At 41.7% G+C, this 22,652-nt stretch carries 20 protein-coding genes; 14 read left to right on the top strand and 6 right to left on the bottom strand.

The features are described from left to right. Positions 1–363: 363 nt before the first annotated feature. Positions 364–1,632 (top strand): OprD family outer membrane porin, encoded by a 1,269-nt coding sequence (locus FTV38_RS02565; RefSeq protein ID WP_078192777.1) that lies wholly within the window; start codon positions 364–366, stop codon positions 1,630–1,632. Between the two features lie 293 nt (positions 1,633–1,925). Next, complete coding sequence (locus tag FTV38_RS02560) at positions 1,926–2,783, top strand: alpha/beta fold hydrolase (RefSeq protein WP_180021149.1); 858 nt, start codon at positions 1,926–1,928, stop codon at positions 2,781–2,783. Positions 2,784–3,182: 399 nt separating this feature from the next. Here the strand turns inward: FTV38_RS02560 and hcaR are convergent, their stop codons facing one another. Beyond that, positions 3,183–4,088 carry a DNA-binding transcriptional regulator HcaR gene (gene hcaR / locus FTV38_RS02555; RefSeq protein WP_180021147.1) on the bottom strand — a complete coding sequence of 302 codons (906 nt, stop codon included), beginning with the start codon at positions 4,086–4,088 and terminating at the stop codon, positions 3,183–3,185. Positions 4,089–4,366: 278 nt separating this feature from the next. Between hcaR and hcaE the strand changes: the two genes are divergently transcribed. From hcaE to FTV38_RS02510, 9 genes are all read left to right on the top strand, one after another. Further along, on the top strand, positions 4,367–5,734 hold the full coding sequence (gene hcaE, locus FTV38_RS02550; RefSeq protein WP_067763943.1) for a 3-phenylpropionate/cinnamic acid dioxygenase subunit alpha: 1,368 nt from the start codon (positions 4,367–4,369) through the stop codon (positions 5,732–5,734). Then, positions 5,731–6,249, top strand: coding sequence for a 3-phenylpropionate/cinnamic acid dioxygenase subunit beta (gene hcaF, locus FTV38_RS02545; RefSeq protein ID WP_180010270.1), 519 nt, complete (start codon positions 5,731–5,733; stop codon positions 6,247–6,249). The genes hcaE and hcaF overlap by 4 nt, the downstream gene beginning before the upstream one ends. Further along, on the top strand, positions 6,249–6,575 hold the full coding sequence (hcaC, locus tag FTV38_RS02540; RefSeq protein WP_067763933.1) for a 3-phenylpropionate/cinnamic acid dioxygenase ferredoxin subunit: 327 nt from the start codon (positions 6,249–6,251) through the stop codon (positions 6,573–6,575). The genes hcaF and hcaC overlap by 1 nt, the downstream gene beginning before the upstream one ends. Positions 6,576–6,577: 2 nt before the next feature. After that, positions 6,578–7,396 (top strand): 3-phenylpropionate-dihydrodiol/cinnamic acid-dihydrodiol dehydrogenase, encoded by an 819-nt coding sequence (gene hcaB, locus FTV38_RS02535; RefSeq protein WP_078192772.1) that lies wholly within the window; start codon positions 6,578–6,580, stop codon positions 7,394–7,396. A gap of 65 nt (positions 7,397–7,461) precedes the next feature. After that, positions 7,462–8,424 carry a 3-carboxyethylcatechol 2,3-dioxygenase gene (locus FTV38_RS02530; RefSeq protein ID WP_180021145.1) on the top strand — a complete coding sequence of 321 codons (963 nt, stop codon included), beginning with the start codon at positions 7,462–7,464 and terminating at the stop codon, positions 8,422–8,424. An 11-nt stretch (positions 8,425–8,435) separates the two neighbouring features. Then, positions 8,436–9,671, top strand: a complete 1,236-nt coding sequence (gene hcaD / locus FTV38_RS02525) for a 3-phenylpropionate/cinnamic acid dioxygenase ferredoxin--NAD(+) reductase subunit (RefSeq protein ID WP_180021143.1) — start codon at positions 8,436–8,438, stop codon at positions 9,669–9,671. A 435-nt stretch (positions 9,672–10,106) separates the two neighbouring features. Further along, positions 10,107–11,009, top strand: a complete 903-nt coding sequence (locus FTV38_RS02520; RefSeq protein ID WP_180021141.1) for a DMT family transporter — start codon at positions 10,107–10,109, stop codon at positions 11,007–11,009. Between the two features lie 230 nt (positions 11,010–11,239). Beyond that, positions 11,240–12,181, top strand: a complete 942-nt coding sequence (locus FTV38_RS02515; protein WP_078192768.1) for a cation diffusion facilitator family transporter — start codon at positions 11,240–11,242, stop codon at positions 12,179–12,181. Between the two features lie 60 nt (positions 12,182–12,241). Further along, positions 12,242–13,297: an MBL fold metallo-hydrolase gene (locus FTV38_RS02510; RefSeq protein ID WP_180021139.1), complete on the top strand. Its 1,056-nt coding sequence runs from the start codon at positions 12,242–12,244 to the stop codon at positions 13,295–13,297. An 81-nt stretch (positions 13,298–13,378) separates the two neighbouring features. Here the strand turns inward: FTV38_RS02510 and FTV38_RS02505 are convergent, their stop codons facing one another. After that, positions 13,379–14,899: a catalase gene (locus tag FTV38_RS02505; protein ID WP_168377922.1), complete on the bottom strand. Its 1,521-nt coding sequence runs from the start codon at positions 14,897–14,899 to the stop codon at positions 13,379–13,381. A gap of 1,032 nt (positions 14,900–15,931) precedes the next feature. Here FTV38_RS02505 and FTV38_RS02500 point away from each other — a divergent pair. Then, positions 15,932–16,189: a hypothetical protein gene (locus tag FTV38_RS02500; protein WP_180021137.1), complete on the top strand. Its 258-nt coding sequence runs from the start codon at positions 15,932–15,934 to the stop codon at positions 16,187–16,189. Positions 16,190–16,816: 627 nt separating this feature from the next. Here FTV38_RS02500 and FTV38_RS02495 read toward each other — a convergent pair. Continuing rightward, positions 16,817–17,425, bottom strand: coding sequence for a TetR/AcrR family transcriptional regulator (locus FTV38_RS02495; protein WP_180021135.1), 609 nt, complete (start codon positions 17,423–17,425; stop codon positions 16,817–16,819). A 91-nt stretch (positions 17,426–17,516) separates the two neighbouring features. Between FTV38_RS02495 and FTV38_RS02490 the strand changes: the two genes are divergently transcribed. Continuing rightward, positions 17,517–19,178 (top strand): acyl-CoA dehydrogenase family protein, encoded by a 1,662-nt coding sequence (locus FTV38_RS02490; RefSeq protein ID WP_180021133.1) that lies wholly within the window; start codon positions 17,517–17,519, stop codon positions 19,176–19,178. Positions 19,179–19,373: 195 nt separating this feature from the next. Continuing rightward, entirely contained in the window at positions 19,374–19,574 is a 201-nt protein-coding gene (locus FTV38_RS02485) for a hypothetical protein (protein WP_067764150.1), read from the top strand. A gap of 22 nt (positions 19,575–19,596) precedes the next feature. Here the strand turns inward: FTV38_RS02485 and FTV38_RS02480 are convergent, their stop codons facing one another. From FTV38_RS02480 to ptsP, 3 genes are all read right to left on the bottom strand, one after another. Beyond that, positions 19,597–19,758: a hypothetical protein gene (locus FTV38_RS02480; protein WP_180010167.1), complete on the bottom strand. Its 162-nt coding sequence runs from the start codon at positions 19,756–19,758 to the stop codon at positions 19,597–19,599. A 67-nt stretch (positions 19,759–19,825) separates the two neighbouring features. Further along, positions 19,826–20,254 (bottom strand): hypothetical protein, encoded by a 429-nt coding sequence (locus tag FTV38_RS02475; protein WP_180020946.1) that lies wholly within the window; start codon positions 20,252–20,254, stop codon positions 19,826–19,828. Positions 20,255–20,333: 79 nt separating this feature from the next. Then, positions 20,334–22,631 carry a phosphoenolpyruvate--protein phosphotransferase gene (gene ptsP, locus FTV38_RS02470; RefSeq protein WP_180005299.1) on the bottom strand — a complete coding sequence of 766 codons (2,298 nt, stop codon included), beginning with the start codon at positions 22,629–22,631 and terminating at the stop codon, positions 20,334–20,336. Positions 22,632–22,652: the final 21 nt, after the last annotated feature.

Here is a 22,652-nt window from a genome sequence, read left to right as displayed (position 1 = left end):
TAAGTTATTGATGATTATATAAATTAAATATCATGTCATAGCTAAATTTTATAACTCAAATAAGGATAAATCTCAGTAAAAAACTTTGTTTAAACTTAAAAGCAATTAATACAGCGCATGTAATTGCAAAAAATAAAAAACTTTAAATTTTATGCTAGTAAAACATGGGGTTAATTTAATCAGTTGTTCTAAATGATAAAAAAGAGTTATTGTTTTAATCTCTAAGGAAAATAAGCAGAAATAGCTTCCAAAGTTCAAGTCGTACAAAAGCCTGATAAACCTTAATACTGTAGTCGGATTTTTTTCCAAGGTATTGTTGAGCATGATGATGTCATAGCTTAATTTGATCACTGGGAATAAGCCATGCGTCGTCAAAATTTATGGATAGCAATTCTTGCTGCGACAGCAACATTAGGAACATCTGCAACTTATGCGGACTTTGTTGACGACAGCCAAGTACAATTGAAATTTAAAAACTTCTACTTAGACCGTCAAATTAAAGAAAATCCGGCGGGTAACTGGGGTTCATGGTCACAGGGTGTGACTTTGGATGCCAAGTCAGGGTATCAAGATATTGGTGCAGGTATTCAAGTGGGTGCTGACCTTTTGGTTCAACATGCATTTAAACTTAATGCACGCGATAAAAACCCAGACTGGATCTTGCCGCACGATGGTAAAGAATCAAAAGATAACTTTGGTAAAGTGGGCGTGACCCTTAAAGCCAAAGTATCTGAAACTGAGTTGAAAGTGGGTGAGTTATTACCAGTTTCTCCAGTGTTGGTTTTCGATCCATCTCGTCAGCTAATGACAACTTATAGCGGTGCATGGTTAGAGTCGAAAGAGATTAAAGATACCAAGTTAACTTTGGCATACATTGACGGGATCAATAACCGTTATGACAACCAATTCCGTGATTTATCAATGTTCGCTCCAGGTAAAAGATTACCAGATGGCACCATAGGTCATTATGATCTTGGGCCAACTTCTGATGGTATGTATATTGCGGGTATTGACCATCAATTTACACCTGAAATTGGTGGTAGCTATTGGTATGCCGATGTTCAAGACATTTACACACAGCAATATGTCGGCGCGAACTATAAAACTAAGTTAGGTGACAAAGCCAAACTGGATAGCCATATCCGTTATTTTGACAACTCAGATTCGGGTGACAAACTGTATGGCGAAATTGATAACCAAGCGTTATCGGTTGGTGCGAAAGTGAATTACGGTTCGCATACCTTTGGTTTGGGTTATCAACAAATGTTTGGTGATAATGCATTCCCAACACTGGGTGGATGGGTGCCGCAGCCGTACTTAGTCAACTGGGGTATAGCAACATTTACTGCAAAAAATGAAAAATCATGGGGCTTTACTTATGGTTATGATTTCTCAGAAATGGGTGTGAAAGGCTTAAATACAACTGCTGTGTATTTCACAGGTTCAGATGCAGAAATTGCTGGTCTTAAAGATCAGAAGTCAGATGAATTGAACTTAATTGTGAACTACACCGTGCCTGAAGGTAAGTTGAAGGGCTTAGGCTTCCAGGCAATGTATATTGATGCCGATTTCGATTACAAATCTGACTTGCAAGAGTACCGTGTCGCGACAACTTATACCTATAAGTTCTAATTTCTCAGGATAAAAAAGAGGGAAGTGGATTCATTGCTTCCCTTTTTATTCGCTGGGCTATTCAAAAAAGAAATACCTCAAAGATTTTATGGATATATTTTTGAGTTATGTATTTAAAAACAATAACTTAAATTATAGTCTATTTGTTGTTTATGATCGTAAATATGTATCAGTTAGCAGTGGCTGAACAGGTAATATGAGACTGTAAAAACCACAAAATCCAAAAGAGTCCCCCTTGTGTTTAAATCCGTTATGGATTGAAACATAAGCTCTACGCAATACGAGGAGCATGTATGAGCACTGTTCAGATTCCTGACTATACAACTGATTCATTCTTTGGTTTAGAAGATAAATGGATTGAAACTGCTGAAGGCGAATTAACGCATTACCACGAAGTGGGTGAAGGCACACCAATTCTATTTTTACACGGTTCAGGTACAGGTGTATCTGCTGCTGCAAACTGGTGGTTAAACCTTCCACAAATTGGTGAACAAGCACGTTGTATCGCTATCGATACTATTGGTTATGGTCAAACTGTTGTTGCACCGAATACTGCTTATGGTATCCGTGCTTGGGTTGATCACGCTGTACGTACGTTAGATGCCCTAGGTATTGAAAAAACTTGGTTAGTGGGTAACTCACTCGGTGGCTGGTTAGCATTCCAAATGGCTTTGGACTATCCAGAACGTGTATTGGGTATCGTGTCTATGGGTACAGGCGGTGCTAAACAAACTGCAGCACTTAAAGCACATGCAAACCCTGTATTAACCGAAGAAGGCATCAAGAAAACCTTGTCTATGTTTGTTGTAAACAAAGACTTGATTACTGATGAATTAGTAAAAGTACGTTTCGCTTCTGCTGCAAATGACTATGCATCAAATCGTTTGATGGATGTTGTTGGCGCACGCGACCGTGACCGTTTCGAATTCCCACTCGACTTTGAAAAAATGAAAGACATTACTGTGCCAGTATTGTTGATTCACGGTGTACAAGACGTGGTGATTCCTGTATCTCGTACGTGGGATATTTTGAATACCGTTCCTCATGCTGATGCGCATATTTTCAGCCAATGTGGTCACTGGTCACAAGTTGAAAAAGCTGAAGAATTTAACACGGTTATTAAAGATTACTTAACTGCACGCGGTGTTTAATCGAGCAGCCGAGTTAATACAAAAAGGATGGTTTTGCCATCCTTTTTTTATATAAATCTTTTGACAGAAATACTTTAAATGAGTATTATTATCATTAATGAGGCGGCAGTATACGGTCTAAATCAGTAAAAAGGCATAAAATAAGCTCATCTAAATGGTTGGGGAAGGGGAATTATTTATTAGACTTAAGTTGTAAATCGGCTATTTTTAGCAATTTTTATCAATGTCTAAACTAAAATTTATAAGTTATTTTCCATCAAGTCGATATGCATGATAGATAAAATGCGTCGATTAAAACATTTAAACGATTAAAAAAGCGACTTTTTAGCCATAAAAAAAGCACCATTATTTATTTCAAAAATAATGGTGCTATATCTATAAATTATGACTTGGCGAAAATTAACGCTGTTCGCGATTGATATCGAGATAAAAAACTTTGGTTAGCAGTTCAAGGAATTTATCTACAGCCACAGAACTCGGCGTTTTTCGGTAACTTACATACAAGTCTAGATACGGTAATTCGACATCTAAAGGACGAATCACCGTATTGTTCATGGTCAATGGCGCGATGTATCCCGGTAGGATCGTGCAGCCTAAGCCCATGCCGATGGAGTTAATGTTAAACAGGATATTGTCGGCTTTTTGCACGATATTAAATTGAATACCATGGGTCGAAGCAAAGTCCAAAATGGCTTCATGCAACGTGCCAGATTGTTCACGTGCAGGAATGATAAAATCAATCCCATTCAATGCTTTAACTGGAATGCGCTCGTACTTCGCTAAAGGGTGATCTTTGGGTAAAATAAAGATCAATGGTTCACGTAGTACAAACTGACTTTCAATTTCGTCGCTGTGGAAGTTATTGCGGGTAAAAGTGATGTCCAGTTCACCTTTTTGCAGCAATTTCATCTGATCACGGTTATTTAAACTGAGTAATTCAATCTTGAGTTCTGGGTTCTGAACACGTAAATTTGGCAGCACATAAGGGAAGATTTTCATCTCTGCGACAGGGACAAAACCAATGCGCAGCATCTGCTGTTTGGCTTGTGAAACCTGACGTGCCATCGCTACGGCCTTGTCTGCTTGAGCTAGTGTCAAACGTGCTTGTTCTAGAAATACGGCACCTTCTTCTGTGAGCTCAACTTTGCGTTTAGTCCGGTGCAACAATTTTACGCCGACATCTTCTTCAAGATCTTTAATTTGTTGGCTTAAAGAAGGTTGAGCAGTATAAAGTTTTAACGCAGCTTTACTGAAATTGAGTTCTTCAGCAACAGTAATGAAGTAGCGTAAGTGTCGTAATTCCATATAATCAACCCGTGGAGTAATCCAAAAAATGTCTTACTTAGAAGTTCGTTCAGTATAATCTATAAACAACTATTGCGTGAGGATTATTTTGCCATTCACGAAATAAATGGTGTTCACGGTGATTTAAAAAAAATACTATAAAAAAAATCTACCGTAATAATCCATAAAATCTCTTAATTAAAACAAAATAAATATTTCCCGAATATCGCTCTAAAATCCATCATCGTTGAAAAGTTGAGTCTATTACTTTGTGCCTTATGGTCACAGGAGAGCTTTTCATGAGTGGAAAAATTGATGTGCGCGAAATCGATGCTTTAGTCGATGCACAAAATGGACGTATCACGCCATCTATCTATACAGATCCAGACATCTACGAACTTGAATTAGAACGTGTGTTCGGTCGTACATGGTTATTCCTATGCCATGAGAGCCAAATTCCTAAAGCCGGCGATTTCTTCAATACCTATATGGGTGAAGATCCAATCATCGTGGCACGTCAAAAAGATGGCTCAATCAAAGCATTCTTAAACCAATGTCGTCACCGCTCTATGCGTGTGAGCTTCGCGGACTGTGGTAATACACGTGCATTTACTTGCCCGTACCACGGCTGGTCTTACGGCATTGACGGTTCTTTAAAAGATATTCCACTTGAAGACCGCGCGTTCCCGCACGGTGCTTGCAAAGAGAAATGGGGTCTTGTTGAAGTTAACCGTGTTAAATCATACAAAGGCTTAGTATTCGCTTGTTGGGATGAAACAACACCTGACCTAGAAGAATACATGGGCGATATCGCTTGGTACTTAGATGGTGTTCTTGACCGTCGTCCAGGTGGTACAGAAATTATCGGTGGTGTACACAAGTGGGAAATCGAGTGTAACTGGAAATTTGCAGCTGAACAGTTTGCATCTGACCAATACCACGCATTGTTCTCTCACGCATCTGCAATCCAAGTTTTGGGTGCAAAACCAGATGACGAATCATCTAAGAAATTAGGTGCTGCACAAACAGCTCGTCCAGTTTGGGAAACTGCGAAAGACGCGATCCAATACGGTTCACGTGGTCACGGTTCAGGCTTCTTCTTCACAGAAAAACCAGATGCAAACGTTTGGGTAGATGGTGAAGTTGCAAACTACTTCCGTGAAACATTTGATGAAGTTAAAGAGCGTTTAGGCGAAGTACGTGCACTGCGTCTTGCTGGTCACAACACCATGTTCCCAACATTGTCTTGGTTGAACGGTACAGCAACACTTCGTGTATGGCACCCACGTGGTCCAAACAAAACTGAAGTATGGGCATTCTGTATTGCAGACGCTGAAGCATCTCAAGAAGTGAAAGAAGCATTTGAGCGTTCTGCGACTCGCGCATTCGGTCCTGCTGGTTTCCTTGAGCAAGATGACTCTGAGAACTGGATTGAAATTCAAAAAGTTTTACGTGGTTATAAAGCCCGTCAAAACAAATTAATTATGGAAATGGGTAAAGGTAACGAGAAAGTACGTGAAGATGGTATCCCTGGTATCACCAACTACATTTTCTCAGAAACAGCTGCACGTGGTATGTACCGTCGTTGGGCTGACCTATTGATTCATGAAAAATGGGAAGACGTTGAAGCTGCGGCTGACGAATATGAGAAGGAGCTTATGAAATGAGTCAAGTTAGTTTAGAACTCCATCACCAAATTAGTCAGTTCCTTTATCAAGAAGCCAAGCTTCTTGATGACTGGAAGTTCCGTGATTGGTTGGCTGTGTTAGCGGAAGATATTTCTTATACGCTTCGCACCACACCAAACGCGCAAACACGTGACCGTCGTCGTTCGATTGAGCCGCCAACAACTTGGGTATTTAACGATACTAAAGATTTGTTGGAACGCCGTGTAGCTCGTTTAGAGACAGGTATGGCTTGGGCTGAAGAACCTCCTTCACGTACAACACACATGGTTTCAAATGTGATTGTTGAAGCGACAGAAGTTGAAGGCGAATACGACGTTTACGTAACGTACTTGTTGTACCGTACCCAGAAAGAGAAAGATGTAACAATCTACTGTGGTAAGCGTCACGACAAGATCCGCAAAGTTGACACTGAGCAAGGTTTCGAAATCTTCAACCGTAAGATTACCCTTGATCAGGTGACTTACAACTCACATAACCTGAGCGTGTTCTTCTAATGAATAAGATTTTTGTTTGCCAAGTTGACGAATTAGACGAAGGCGAAGCATTGAAAGTAGATTGCGGCGTGAATGGTATCGATGCGCTTGCAGTATTCAACAACAATGGCGAATTTTTCGCGATGAACGACCGTTGTTCACATGGTAATGCTTCAATGTCTGAAGGTTACCTTGAAGATGATGGCACTGTTGAATGTCCACTTCATTCGGCTCGATTCTGTTTGAAAACTGGTCAAGCATTATGCTTACCAGCAACAGATCCTATCAAAACATTCCCTGTGATTGTTGAAGATGGTGCTTTATACGTAGAGATGGCAGGAGAGTAATCATGGGTTGGCTACAAGGCGAAGTTGCACTTATTACCGGTGGTGGTTCAGGCTTAGGCTGGGCATTGGTTGAACGTTTCTTAGAAGAAGGTGCACAAGTTGCTGTTCTTCAACGTTCTCAATCGAAAGTTGATGCATTGAAAGAACATTTTGGTGACCGCGTGCTTGCGATCGCAGGAGATGTAGCCAGCTATGAGGATAATGTTCGTGCAGTTCAAGCAACTGTAGAACATTATGGCAAACTTGACTGTTTCGTCGGAAACGCAGGTATCTGGGATCATTACGCAGATATCGTCAATACATCGGGTGAACAGCTGGAAAAAGCTTTTGATGAGATTATGGGTATTAACACCAAATCTCTCATCTTAGGTGCCAAAGCTGCACTTGATGCATTGATAGCTTCGGAAGGTTCTATCATATTTACTTTGTCTAACTCAGCACTGTATTCGGCAGGCGGAGGCCCTGTATACACAGCGTCTAAGCATGCTGGCGTTGGGATCATGAAAGAATTAGCCTACGAGCTTGCGCCTAAAGTACGAGTGAACGCTGTTGCTCCGTCGGGTATGAATGTAAACATCAAAGGTGCTGCTTCTTTAGGCCAAGAAAACCTCGGTCTACTCGATGCACGCGATCCTGAGAAGATTGCACGCGGCATGCCGCTCAATTTCTTACCCGAACCTGAAGATATGACTGGTTCATACGTGTTATTGGCTTCTCGTCAAAACAACCGCCCATTAACTGGTGTTTTAATTAATGCTGAATGTGGTCTGGGTATCCGTGGTTTACGACAACCACGTGCTGGCTTCTTTGACGAGATTTAATTCGCCAAAAACGTAAAGGACTTACTCGGCAGCCGTTTTGGCTGCCTTCCGTTTAGGAGTCACCCATGGCCGTTAAACTCATTTGTGCATCGCACAGTCCCCTAATGGAATTCGCTTCTCCGCAAGAGAAATACAAAGAGGAAAAAGTTCGCGAAACTTTTGCCCAACTTGCGAAAGAAGTTGAAGACTATAATCCAACATTGATCATTACTTTTGGTCCAGACCATTTCAATGGTTTCTTCTATGACCTCATGCCATCTTTCTGCGTCGGTATTCGTGCCAAAGCAGCAGGTGATTGGGATTATGGTAAAGACAATGACCACATCAATGTGCCTGAAGAAACAGCAATCAGTCTGGTTCGTCGTGTGTTGGATGAAGGTGTTGATGTTGCGTACTCATACCGTATGCAAGCAGATCATGGCGTGACTCAACCATTACATTTCCTTTGTGGTGGCAAGCTTGATCGTTATCCAACGATTCCAATTTTTATCAATGGTGCGGCTGCACCGATGCCAACCACAAAGCGTACAGTCGCTTTGGGTCGTGCAGTCGGTCAGTTTATTCAATCATTGAACCTCGAAAATGAACGTGTATTGATCTTGGGTACAGGTGGTCTTTCACATGATCCACCAACGCCGCAAATGGGTTCAGTTCCACCAGAAGTGGAAGAGTTCCTGATTGCAGGTCGTAATCCAACTGAAGAGGCACGTAATACACGTCAAGGCAAAATCATTGCTGTCGGTCAAAAACTCGCAGCGGGTGATACTTCTGTCGCAGTGCCTTTAAACCCAGAATGGGATCGTGCATTGCTTGAGACGTTTGCCAAAGCTGACTTTGCTGCCATTGAAGCAATGACTGAAGCTGAAATTCGTGTTGAAGGTGGTCGTGGCGGTCAAGAAGTTCGTTCTTGGATGGCTGCTTTTGCTGCACTACATGAAGTGGGCGAATACGACATGACAACACATTGCTACGAAGACATTAGTGAGTGGATTGCGGGCTTCGGCATCGTATCTGCAGAATTGAAATAAGGAACAAACCCATGAGCCAAAATGGTATCGAAACCATCGTTATTGTTGGAGCTGGTCAAGCTGGTGCTAGCGCCATTTTAGAACTCCGTGCGAACAAGTATGAAGGCAAAATCATTTTGGTGGGTGATGAAACACATCTTCCTTATGAACGTCCGCCTTTGTCTAAAGACGTAATTCTAAAACCTGAAGAGACCAAAATCGAAATTCTGTCAGAAGAAAAATTGGCAGAACTCGGTGTTGAACATATTCGTGGCAATGGCGTTGTGAAAATCCATAGCGATGCGAAAACAGTTGAACTGAAAAATGGCGAAATTGTTGCATTTGACAAGTTGCTTCTAGCAACCGGCGGTGCAGCACGCCGTTTACCGAATTTCGATGCTTTGGGTAAACACGTTTATACCTTACGTAACCTTGAAGATTCACAAGCATTGGTGCCTGTATTACAAGCGGGTCGCCGTATTGTATTGATCGGCGGTGGTGTGATTGGTCTTGAGCTTGCATCTTCAGCACGTTCTAAAGACTGTATCGTGACCGTGATTGAAATGGGTCCGATGGTCATGGGTCGTTCATCTCCACGTGTTTTAAGTGAATTCTTATTGGCACAGCAACGTCTTGCAGGTGTAGATGTTCGTCTTTCGACTTCTATTGCTGACTGTAAGCTTGATGGCGAAGAAGTAGTGATCACGCTTGAAGGCGGTGAAGAACTTCGTGCCGATGCAGTGATCTATGGTATTGGCATTGTGCCAAATGCTCAACTTGCAATTGATGCAGGTTTAGACGTTGATTTTGCCATTAAAGTGAATAATAACTGCCAAACTTCGCATCCAGATATTTATGCAGCGGGTGACGTTGCGACTCAGCTTCGTGACTGTGGTAACCACCGTCGTGTCGAAACTTGGGAAAATGCGAACTTGCAAGCAGGTATCTTTGCTCGTCATGTAATGGATGTAGAACATCCAACCCCAAATCCAGCGTGGTTCTGGACAGATCAGTTAAATATCAACTATCAATTTGTAGGTGATATGGCTGCAAGCGAATGGATTGCACGTGGCGAAGTTAATCCTGAATTAGCTGCAGAATCATCATTTGTTTTATTTGGTGTTACTGACGGTGTAATCGTGGGTGGTATCACTGTAAATGCTGCGAAAGAGATGCGTCATTTGAAAAAATTGATTAGCAAGAATGCGGCGTTTGAAGCGGATAAATATTTAGATTTAAGCCAAGATTTACGTAAACTTGTAAAGTAAGCTGAATGTCTAAGAGGAGCAGACTTGCGGTAACGTAGGTCTGTTTTTTTATGTCTTTAGTTTTAGCGTCGCATTTATAAAGCTATTTTGTAGTCCATGTATATAGTTTTAGCTTATGTAGATCTATTCAACGGTTTTAATCCTCCCCAGCCCTCCTTTTTCAAAGGAGGGAGTAGTCTTTGTGAAGAATGGATTTCGTTTGGATGATTCCCCCTCTTTTTTTAAAGAGGGGTTAGGGGAGATTATTGATCGTTTGAAGAGAAGTCCTTATACCCCAAACGATCGGGTGGCATTCATACCGCCTCCAATTTAGTTGATAAAGGGGAGAACAATAATTGGTCTTAAACTTTATTAGTTAATGGTCTTACGAGTAGTTCCAGATCTGAATAGTGGGTTTCAGGTTAAGTCGTTAGAACAATCAAATTTGAGAATGAAATGAAATCTTCACTGCCGCTGACGGCAAGTATATATGCTCTTTTGGTACTGATTTGGGCGACGACGCCGCTCGCGATTGTGTGGAGTGTGCAGGAAATACATCCGATGTGGGTGTTGATTATCCGTTACTTCGGCGCATCTATTATTGCGCTGTTTCTGTTGAAATTGATGCGTGATCCTTTGCCGTTTGATGAAACCTCATTAAAAAGTTATGTGGCAGGGAGTTTGAATTTGATTGGCGCACAGTTGTTTATTTATCTCGCAGCCAATTATCTCACCTCTGGTTTAATGGCACTGATTTTTGGTTTTTCACCCTTAATTGCCGGTTTGATTGGGCATGTAATTTTAAAAACACATAAATTGGTCGCTTTGCAGTGGTTGGGCATGGCGGTTGCAGTGGGTGGTTTAACTTTTGTCTTTGCAGATTCTGCTGATAGCAAAGTCAATCCAATTGGCGTTGTACTGATGCTAATCAGCATGGTGTCGTATATTAGTTCGATTTTTTGGGTGAAGCAGATTAATGCACCGTTAAAGCCAATGTCTCAGGCAACAGGTTCTCTGATTGTTTCTGCCTTGGGTTCGGTACTCATCATTCCTTTTATCTGGCAGCATTTTCCAACCGAATTGCCAAGTGGCCGTGCCATGATAGGTTTTGTCTTTACCATGATCATGTCATCTATTGTGGCAATGCTGTGTTACTTCTGGCTGATCAAACGTTTGGCGGCATCAACGGTGTCACTCAGTAATGTTATGACACCTGTCATAGCATTGGTTTTGGGAGCGACGTTGAACAGTGAACATATTAGCTCCAATGCCTTTGTTGGAATCGTGGTCGTGATGTTTGGTATTGTGATGTACTTTTGGAAAGAGTGGCGCGAGCAATATTTTAATAAAGTACGTTGAACCGTGTACATCTACAGAATTATAAGGAAGCTGCGGCTTCCTTTTTTTTCTATACCTTTGCGCTAAAGAGCGTGTTTCACATGGAACATGATGGCATTGTCGAAACAATCGACAGTTGGTGTAAAAACAACAAAATAACAAACAACAGCTACAGTCAGTTTGAGTACTATGGAATGAGTTATAAAATCAAATAGATCTGTTTGATAAAAATAAATTTAGGACAATTTTAAATGTCTGAATCTAACAAAATCGTGGTATATGCAGCGCTCTTCGGCAATTTAGCGATTGCACTGGTGAAGTTTGTCGCTGCCTATATCACGAATAGTTCGGCCATGTTGAGTGAAGCTATTCACTCTGTGGTTGATACTTTAAATGAAATCTTACTGCTCTACGGTATGAAAAAATCGCAGCAGCCAGCAAATGCACGCCATCCGTTTGGCTATGGGAGAGAGCTGTATTTTTGGGCTTTTATTGTGGCGTTGATGGTCTTTGCTTTGGGTGCGATCGTGTCGATTTATCAAGGGATTAGTCATATTTATCACCCCGAAGAAATGCAAAATCCGATGATTAACTATATCGTATTAGGTATTGCGATTTTGTGTGAAGGGACCTCTTGGTTTGTGGCATTGAAAGCATTTCGTAAAATCAAAGGGAAACAGGGCTATTTTGAAGCATTTCGACGCAGTAAAGATCCGACGACATTTACCGTGTTATTTGAAGATTCAGCAGCGCTGATTGGTCTGTTTATTGCCCTGATCGGTATCTATTTATCACACGCGCTGAATATGCCAATGCTTGATGGTCTGGCATCAATTCTAATTGGGGTTGTACTCGCTATTTCAGCAATTTTACTTGCACGTGAGACTAAAGGATTGCTCATGGGAGAAACTGCTGACCCACAATTGAGGCATAATGTCTTGATGGTTGCAGAGCAAGATCCAGCAGTGCATTCTGCCAATGGGGTGTTAACAGAGCAGATGGGTGCACATCAAGTTTTGGCATCTTTGAGTCTTGAATTTAAAGATAATTTAACGTCAGATGATATCGAAGCTTGTGTCAACAGAATTGAAGCACAAATTAAACAGCTTCATCCTGAAATTGTGGCACTCTTTGTCAAGCCTCAATCTCGGAAGGTTTGGCTTGAGCGCATGAAAGGTCGTCTTGATCAATAGGTCTGCGAGGTTAAATACTTTGCAAGGTTTGTCAGCATAGTGAATGAATTTTAAATACACATGAATCAAAAAACTCAATCAGCACAGTTTCAAATCAGTACTGAACGCTGTATGAAACATACGTGGACGAAGCCTGTATTTGATTATCTGGCAACTGACCATTTTAATGGGGAAAAATTCTTTAATACCCTTCGAAATCCAGATGCGTTTACGCGTAAAGATATGCTGAAATGGATCATGACGCGTAAAAGCGATACATGGAAAGTAGATCGTGAGCAAGAATACCAACAGTTTTTTGCTTCTTCGCGTAGCATTCCGCACAATCGGCCATTGGCTAAAATGGATGATTGGTTGGTTTGGTTTGTCGGACATGCGACGGTTTTGATTCAAATTGGGCCATATAATTTTTTGACCGATCCTGTATGGGCGGAGTATGCAGGCCCACGTCAAGGGACTGGACCACGACGTGCTTGTCCTGCAGGAATTGCCTTAGAAGAATTACCTACAATTCATGGGGTTTTACTAAGCCATAATCATTATGATCATATGGATTTAGCAACCTTGAATTGGTTACATGAACAATTTGCTATGCCGATTTATACTGGTTTAGGCAATGCTTATTATTTACCCACACATTTCAATGTCATTGAACTTGATTGGTGGCAATCGGAAATGTTTGAAGATTTGCGTATCGTTTATACGCCTGCACAGCATGGTTCAGGTCGTGGTTGGCGAGATCAAAATCATGCCTTATGGGGAGGTTTTTCCATCGTGCATAGTACAGGACATTTCTTCTTTGCTGGAGATACGGGCTATGCCGCACATTTCAAACAAATCCATACACGCTTAGGTGCACCCCGAGTAGCGTTATTACCGATTGGAGCTTATGAGCCACGTCGTTTAATGAAATATTTGCACATGAATCCCGAAGAAGCTTTTCAGGCGCATAAAGATTTACAGTCAAAATGTTCATTGGCAATGCATTATCGGACGTTTCAGTTGACTGATGAAGCTAGAGACCAGCCGGAGCATGACTTACATCAAGCCATGCGAAAAACATCAAAGTTAATGAATCCATTTTTAACCATGCATGAAGGCAAAAAATTGATTGTTTAAGGATTAATAGAAGGTAATTGGAATATTTAATGCCAAGAAAAAACCACCTTAAAAGGTGGTTTTTTTATTCAAAGATAAAACTTAAAGCAAGCCAGGATTACCTTGAGCTGGATCAGTTGCACGAGCAGCTTGCGCATCCGCTACAGTTAAGCCTAATGCTTTTGCAACACCTTCACCATAAGCTGGATCACATGCGTAACAGTTGCGGATATGACGATATTTGATGAAGTCGAGTGCATCGCCCATTGCGCCAGCAGTGTTATTAAACAATGCTTGTTTTTGTTCATCATTCATTAAGTTGAATAATGCACGTGGTTGACTGAAATAGTCGCTGTCATCTTCACGATAATCCCACAAGTCAGCATCACCAGTAATTTTCAATGGTGGTTCTTTGTATTGTGGTTGCTCTTGCCATTGGCTGAAGCTGTTTGGTTCATAATGCGGTGTTGAACCATAGTTACCATCCATACGGCCTTGACCATCACGACGGTTGGAATGAACAGGGCAACGTGGTGCATTTACAGGAATTTGGTAATGGTTTACACCCACGCGATAACGTGCAGCATCAGCATAGTTGAATAAACGCGCTTGCAGCATACGGTCAGGTGAGAAGCTAATACCCGGCACCAAGTTACTTGGTGCGAAAGCGGCTTGTTCAACATCTTGGAAATAGTTTTCAGGGTTACGGTTGAGTTCGAATTCACCCACTTCAATCAACGGATAGTCGCCTTTAGGCCATACTTTGGTTAAATCAAATGGGTGATAAGGTACTTTTTCTGCATCAAGTTCAGGCATGATTTGAACGTACATTTTCCATTTTGGAAAATCGCCGCGTTCAATTGCATTGAACAGATCGGTTTGTGAGCTTTCACGGTCTTTGGCAATAATCGCTTCAGCTTCAGCATCGGTTAAGTTTTTAATGCCTTGTTGAGTGCGCATGTGGAATTTAACCCAGAAGCGTTCATTATTGGCATTAATAAAACTGAAAGTATGGCTACCAAAACCATGCATATGACGGTAACCATCTGGAATACCGCGGTCAGACATCACAATAGTAACTTGGTGTAGAGCTTCCGGAAGTAAAGTCCAAAAATCCCAGTTATTAGTTGCACTACGCTTATTGGTTTTAGGATCGCGTTTCACTGCTTTATTTAAGTCAGGGAATTTACGAGCATCACGTAGGAAGAAGACAGGTGTGTTATTACCAACTAAATCCCAATTACCTTCTTCAGTATAGAATTTCAGGGCAAAACCACGAATATCGCGCTCTGCATCTGCAGCACCACGCTCACCCGCTACGGTAGAGAAACGAGCAAAAAGTTCAGTTTTTTTACCAACTTCTGAGAAAATTTTAGCGCGGGTATATTGGGTAATATCGTTAGTCACGGTAAACGTACCGAAAGCACCAGAACCTTTGGCATGCATACGACGCTCTGGAATTACTTCACGAACGAAATTACCGAGTTTTTCATTAAGCCATAGGTCTTGGGCAAGCAAAGGACCACGTGCACCTGCCGTCATACTGTTCTGGTTGTCTACAACAGGAGCACCAGCATCAGTTGTTAGGTGGGTGACAGGACATTTTTTAACGTCGTCGCTCATTGAGTATCTCCATTATTATAATCATGTATTAAAGTTGGGAGTTATAACCTTTCAATTGATATCACGCTCAACAGCACATGACATTAACCGTTTTGTTAATTCATTTTAAAGTGACAATGTGACAACAGTTTTTCTCTCATTCTAAAATTTTTCAAGCAGCAATCAATCGAAGAGAAGTCATAAAACTGTAGCCGTTAAAAGCTTAAAAATCTTTATATACTTATTGACTCTAAAGCTTTCTGTGGCTTTTGACAAATGGAAAAATAGTTTTGAATAAATGGTTAATTCGATTGGTTAAGTTATTGAATTTATATTATTTATTTATATATTTTGTTTTAATATTTTATCCATGAATTAAACTCAAATATAAAGCTATGATAGGTAGAACAGGACGAAATATCTAAATCCATATTTTTATTATGGATTTTGGCCTTAATATAGGTTTTTTTGCTGATTCTAGTTAATGAAAGACATTTTTATGTTGTTAATATTGCAGAGCTTTTCAACATTAAAGACATTATTTAATACTTAAAATAAGCTAAAAATACAGCTGAAGAAATATTGGCAAGTGGTCTAAGTTGTTTTAGAAAATTGTAAATAAATTTTTTATGGGGTGATGCTAGTTGGCACACCTATCTTTATTGTTGTCAGGTCAGGTGTTGTCACTCCAGCTTGAATCGATTCCTACATCATATCAACATACTAGGCAACCTTACGTGATCGCATATCGTAGTTGAGGGGGTTAATGGCGAACCCATTTTGACCTCGGGATATATTTTACGCCTAAAAGGATAAGCACTTAAACAAGACTGGACCGTATTGGCATGAGCACATGGCACGACTGTGTGGCTGATACAAGTGCTCCTTCAAGTGATTATACAATGGGCCTGTATATAGTTTGCAACTAGTCATAGATGGTGCAATCTACAGTTGTTTGAGGCATGGCTATGTAGTGGTTGCAACAGATTATAAGGACTGGGTAAGCCAAAACTGCGCCCTCATATGAATGTAGTCAGTTAAGTTTATAATTTGGTGCATTCTGTACATGCACTGCATTCTTGCAAGTCGAAGCAATTTAATAAAGACTGGATGGTGATGGGGCATAGTCAAGGTGGTGCAGCTGTGATTGCGGTTGCAGCTCAGGAGCAAAAAGATGCGCTTGAATTAAATTTTAAAGCTGCAATACCCTTGGCACCGGGTGGTTATCAATATGAATGTATTGCTGAATACGTAGAAACCAATCCAAACCCAGATACCAACGTAGCGGCATTTTTCCCCAGCGTGTTGTAGGGAGCAGCCGCAGCAGATCGATCAATGTAGATCAACAGGTTAGTCCAGATATGCAGTCTTTACTAAATCAGGCCCGTAAACGTTGTTTATCAGAACTAAAAAATTAGTTAAAACAAGCACCTCAGCCAATCTTTTAAAAAATTCAGACTTAAGGCCATCCCCAAGCTATTTAAAACGGCAGTCGATTGAATATATGACCCTAACCGTAACACTGATGTTTGTTTAAGGCGCCGCAGACCAATTGGTCGATCACCTTGGTACTCAAAAGTTATTACCAAAAAGTGTGCAAATAAAAAATTGCCAGTAGTCTATCAGGCGATCCCAAATGGCTATCATCGTGGTGCATTAGGCCATAGTCCAAAATATACGGCTGAATTTTTAAAGAGCTTACAACTGGCCAGCATTGCAAAGGCGTATAAATGAGACAAGTAAGCTGGCAATAAAAGCTTAACTTCTAAAGCACTTTTATTGACGGATGAAACAAGTGATGAATGATTTTCTTCTACCGTAAAAATGAATTTCCTAAATATCTAAAATAACTGGTTTAAGAGCCGATTTTTTGTAAATAACATGACTTTATTTTATTCACCGATGCATTTGAAACATCATTAGACTTGTCCGCGAAGTCTAATCGCGCAACATATGAATTATATCTCGCTTTAATTCATCCCATTCAGTAAAGTTGGGTACGATCAACAAGCTTTGCGACACAAAGCCATAACACACCCGCTGCATATTTAAAGCCATCTGTTTGAGCTGTTCATCATCCTGTATAAATGGCTCAAGCATACTGCGCCACATTTGCACCATCATGGCATAACTCTTACGGTAACTTTCAATATCTGAAATCTGCCGTTCTAACAAAAACACCTGTGACCATAAAAACTGCTGTGCTTGAATTTGCTCAATTTGAAAGTGGATGATTTGCTGTAAATACTCTTGAAAATCCAAATCTGTGGATAACTTGATCAGCGATTGTGCATAAGTTTTCATCTGTTCGGCATTGTGTTTCACATGTAAATGAATAGTCAGCGCAATCAAATCTTCTTTTTTTGAAAAATACTCATAGAAGGTGCCTAAACCGACACCGGCAAGGTCGGTAATTTCCCGAATGGTAATTTGACTGGCAGGGCGCTCATGCAAAAGCCGAACAAAACTGTCCTGTAAGGCTTCTTGGGTGAGCTTTGCACGTGATTGACGCGGCTTACGCCGTATTTGAATGGCTGAATGCTTCATATTTTTAAGCGCGGAAAACCGAACGTCTATGCTTTAAATTTTCTCTATACTGAAATGAAAAGCCAACAAGAACAAGTGGAAAATATAGACGATGAATACATTAGAACAGACATGGATGACACATCAAATCAGCAACCAATTTGATGAACTAGAAAACTACAATCTATTTTCAAGCGATACGGTTTTACATGAAATCTTAAAACGCTGCAGCAGCCATGATCAGCCGACTTTATGCGAAATGGGCAAAGTGGCAGGTTCGAGTGAATACTTTCAGCATGGGGCTTTAGCCAACAAACATACCCCAATTTTACATGCCTTCGATGCGCGAGGCCGTCGTACTGACTTTATCGAGTTTCATCCTTCATGGTATAAATGGATGGGACTCAACCGCCAGTTTGATACCCATGCACATCCATTTAATCAGCCAAATTCCAAGGCAAAATGGGTGGAGTGGGCAGCACGTTTTTATTTAGCAGGTCAGGTCGAGTGCGGCAATTTATGTCCAAATTCAATGACACTCGGCAGTATTCCACTCATTCAGCGTGAACCTGAACTGTGGGCCAAAATTGGAGAGAAACTACTATCGACTGAATATGATGAACGCGATGTACCGATTGCGCAGAAAAAGTCGATTTGGCTCGGTATGGGCATGACTGAAAAGCAGGGCGGTTCGGATGTACGTGCTAATAAAACTATCGCTGTGCCTGTGGCAGAAACAGGACGAGGCAAAGCTTATTTGCTGACAGGGCATAAATGGTTTTTCTCTGCACCAATGTGTGATGCGCATTTGGTGGTGGCAAAAACCGAACAAGATGGCTTGGCTTGTTTCTTTGTGCCACGTTGGTTGGAAGATGGCACGAAGAATAATATTCAGGTGCAACGCCTAAAAGAAAAAGTCGGTAACCGCAGTAATTCAAGCTCGGAAGTCGAATTCAAAAATGCGTGGGGCATTATGATTGGTGAGGCAGGGCGTGGCATTCCAACCATTATTGAAATGGCGAATTACACCCGTCTGACCTGTTCGGTCGGTTCGAGCGCCATGCTGCGTCAAGCTTTGGTGCAATGCATTGCCTATACCCGTCAGCGTCAGGCTTTTGGTAAACATTTGATTGAACAACCCTTAATGCGTGCAGTTTTGGCAGATTTGGCTTTAGAGAGTGAAGCAGCGACGCAGCTCAGTTTCCATTTGGCGCAGTGCTATGAATCAGATGATGCCTTGTCTGTGGCATGGAAACGCATTATGACCCCAGCAGCTAAGTTTTGGATTTGTAAACGTGCAGTCGAACTAACTGGTGAGATGATGGAAGTCTTTGGTGGTAATGGCTATGTCGATAACGGCATCATGGCGCGCATTTTTAAAGAAGCACCTGTGAATACCATTTGGGAAGGTTCGGGTAATGTCATGTGCCTAGATGTGCTGCGCGCGATTGGGCGTGATCCTGAGTCCATCGAAGTATTATTTAAAGATTTAGCCGCTACAGCAAATACAGATGCAACCCTGCAAACCGAGTTACAAGACTTGTTTAAATCATTTCATCAATCACCTGAAGATTTACAATTTATGGGGCGTAGCCTAGTCAGCCGTTTAACGGTACTTGCACAAGCGGTGTTATTGAAACGCTATGCGCCTGATTATGTAGCAAATGGTTTTATTCAAAGCCGCTATAGTGCGAAACATGGGCAAGTGGTGGGCATGCTGGATGCTAAAAAGGTCGATGTAGAGCGAGTATTAGAACGGGCTTTTGCTAGCTAAATACAACGTATTTCCCTCTCTCAATGGGAGAGGGTTAGGGAGAGGGAAATAATGTGGCAAAGCAATTTTTTTTTGGCCTTGGGGCTAACTACGCTGTATCAAAAAGCCATAGGAAAGTGCTTGAAAAAATCTAAAAATAGATCAATATATGCACTACAGTACGAGGGTGCTGTATAGGCAAAAAGGTGAATGCAAATGGCAAAGAAAAAAGTCCTGCCTGAAGTTGAAGTTCGCAACTTTGTGGCAAAACACATGAACGATTTTAACAAAAGCCAAACTTTTGTAGATCGAAAGAAAAATGCAAAACGCGGCTATGCAAAGCACAAAAAAGGGGGATATTCGAATGATTATCTCCCTTTTTATTTCAGTGTATTTTCTCAGTTTTTAGTCTACTAAATGATTCGGCTTCAACATCTGCTTAAACAAATTCCACATCATATTCCATACGTTTTGCTGTTTGCTTCGCAATCTCTAAGCCATGCAATTTGGCCACAATATAAAGCGATGCATGGATCCCCGAAGAAATCCCCGCAGCATCTAAGACTTCAACTTCGTTGAATAATAAGATACCAACGTTCATTTAGGTGGTTCCATGCAGGATTTAAAGCATTGGTTTTGAGTTGAAATATTGAACATTAAAACACCGCTTATTTTGAAAATAAGTCTTCAAACATTTTGTTGAATGTGGATTTTTGTTGTGGTCTAGACGCTGTGCTTTGATGTTTTACGGCGTTATTAGGTTGCTGAAGTACGTGTTCCACCTGACTGGTCAATTGCTCAAACCATGTTGCGTCGCTGTGCTGCGTCTGATTTAGCTGTTTGGCGCGCTGTGCAGCCAGCACCGATGGATCATTTTTACCTAAGCGGCGCTGCTGTGACGCAGTAATTTCTATACCGAGTAAGGGGGGAATACGAGAGCGGCTGACCGGAGCTTTGGATTTTGTTGGCTTGGTTGGGCGTATATTGACTTGTTGTGCTTGGGACGGTCTAGGTCGAGTTGAGGATACTTTTTCAATCGGTGTATCGTGTTGCAGCTCTAACATTTTTTGTTTGAGTTGCGGATGGATCTTTGTCATATAAAAGGCAATGGCGACAAAAGCCAGAAAAAATAAAAAATCCATCATCACCTCATTTTATTATTTTACATGAGTGTTCTTAAGCACTCACGATTCGGGTTGCCGATTTCACCATATCACCAAGACCATGAGTCTTGAAGTAGTACTCCATCATGCTTTTCACCATCAGTGGATTATTCATGCTCAAAGCACGATCCAAGAGCTCTTTTGCATCTGGCATCGGCACATGGCAGATGGCTTTACGGACTTTGAGAATGTTACTCGAACTCATCGATAGGGTGTTAAAGCCCATCGCCATCAGTAAAATAGCGGTGAGTGGATCACCGGCCATTTCTCCACAAATACTAATCGGCTTGTCGTATTTATGACATTCTTGCACCAAGCGAGTCAGCGCACGAAGTACGGCTGGGTGTGAGTGTGAATAGACATTGGCAACCCGTGGGTTATTACGGTCAACCGCAAGTAAATATTGAGTTAAATCGTTAGATCCGACCGAGAAGAAGTCAACCAATTCAGCAAACTCATCGATCTGTAACAGCACACTCGGCACTTCGACCATGATGCCGATTTTTGGCTTGGTAATCTTCACCTGTTCTTCTTCTTGCACCGCTTGCCAGTCACGATCGAGCAAATACAACGCTTCTTCGACTTCGCTGACACTGGTCACCATCGGCAGCAATATATGCAAGTTGTTCAGGCCAATACTGGCTTTGAGCATGGCACGAATTTGGGCTGAAAAAATCTCAGGATGATCGAGGGTAAAGCGAATTCCACGCCAACCCAGTGCTGAGTTTTCTTCTTCAATCGAGAAATAAGGAAGGTCTTTATCTGCACCAATATCGAGGGTACGCATCACTACGGGTTTATTGGCAAAATGACTGAGCTGTTGACGATAAATAGCGCGCTGTTCTTCTTCACCAGGGAAGCGATCACGCAGCATAAACGGAATTTCAGAACGGTATAGACCGACACCTTTGGCGCCACGTTGTACACCGCGAACCACATCGATCATCAAGCCAGTATTTACAAACAATCGAACTGCAACACCGTCAGGGGTGATGGCATCTTTGGTTTCGTATTGCTTCAGATCTTTAGCAATTTGCTCTTCTTCTTTTTGAATCTCTTTATAACGTGTGCGTAAACGACGAGGTGGATTGATGAATACACGACCTTGATGTGCATCGACAATCATTTCGACATCATCGAGGGTATTAATTGGTAGTTCAGTCACACCGACTACGGTTGGAATACCGAGGGCACGTGCCACAATCACCATGTGTGAGTTCATGGCACCTTCAGTGGTTACAATCGCCGCGATTTTATCGACAGGGAGTTCAACCAAGGCAGCCGTAGAAATTTCCTCACCAATTAAAATGCTTTCATCGGTGATTTCACGATGACTGGCATCTGCTTCTTGCAAAAAGGCCAAGATACGACGCCCTAGATCTTTTAAGTCTGAAACACGTTCGCGGAGATAGTCATCTTCCATCTGTGCAAACAGCGCAATATGTTTATCAATAACAATGCGTACCGAACCTTGTGCCCAGTTACCGTCACGAATTTCACTTTTGATTTCCGCGGGGAGGGCATTGGCATCGAGCATCCGCAAGAACACGCTAAATAATGCCCGCTCTTCGGCCATGAGGGCATCTTGCATCTTTTCATCGAGAGACAAAATTTCTTGACGAACTGCGTCTATGGCATTGTCGAGTAATTCGAGTTCTTCACTGATGTCATCGGCTTCACGATCGGGGACTGAAGCCAAATCAGCAGGTGGATACAGGATGACTGCACGACCTAGCGCAATACCGCCTGAACCTGAAATACCTTGGAAAGTTTTATAGGCAGGGAGGTTGTTTGGTTTACGAAAGACTTCAATATTCCCGACGGCATGTGCATGGGCAATCACCCCTGAAAGTTGAGCGCACAGGGTCACGAGGAAAGATTCGGCAGCTTCGCTAAAGTCTTGAGGCTCTTTGTTTTGAACCACCAAGACGCCCATAACTTTACGGCGATACATCACCGGAACACCGAGGAAGGAATTGTAAATTTCTTCCCCCGTTTCTGGCAGATACATAAAGCGTTCGTGTTTGGGTGCATTGTCTAAGTTGACGATTTCTTCACGTTGTCCAACTAAGCCGACCAAACCCTCACTGGTATGCAAAGAGACATGCCCAACGGCTTCAGGGTTTAAACCCTTAGAAGCCATTAGTAAATAACGATGATTTCGTTCATCAAGCAAGTAGATTGAGCAGACATCCACATGCATGGCTTCGGCCACTTGATTGACCATAATGTCTAAAGATTCATGCAAACTGGCCGACGCATTAATCTCTTGGACTATGCGTCTTAAGGTATCCAGTTGCATGTTCGACATCGTGTCTGCTCCAAAATTTAT

Origin of the sequence: Acinetobacter sp. YH16044 (assembly GCF_013417145.1) — a bacterium.
GTDB lineage: Bacteria > Pseudomonadota > Gammaproteobacteria > Pseudomonadales > Moraxellaceae > Acinetobacter > Acinetobacter amyesii.
This window is presented reverse-complemented; position numbering and strand designations above follow the sequence as displayed.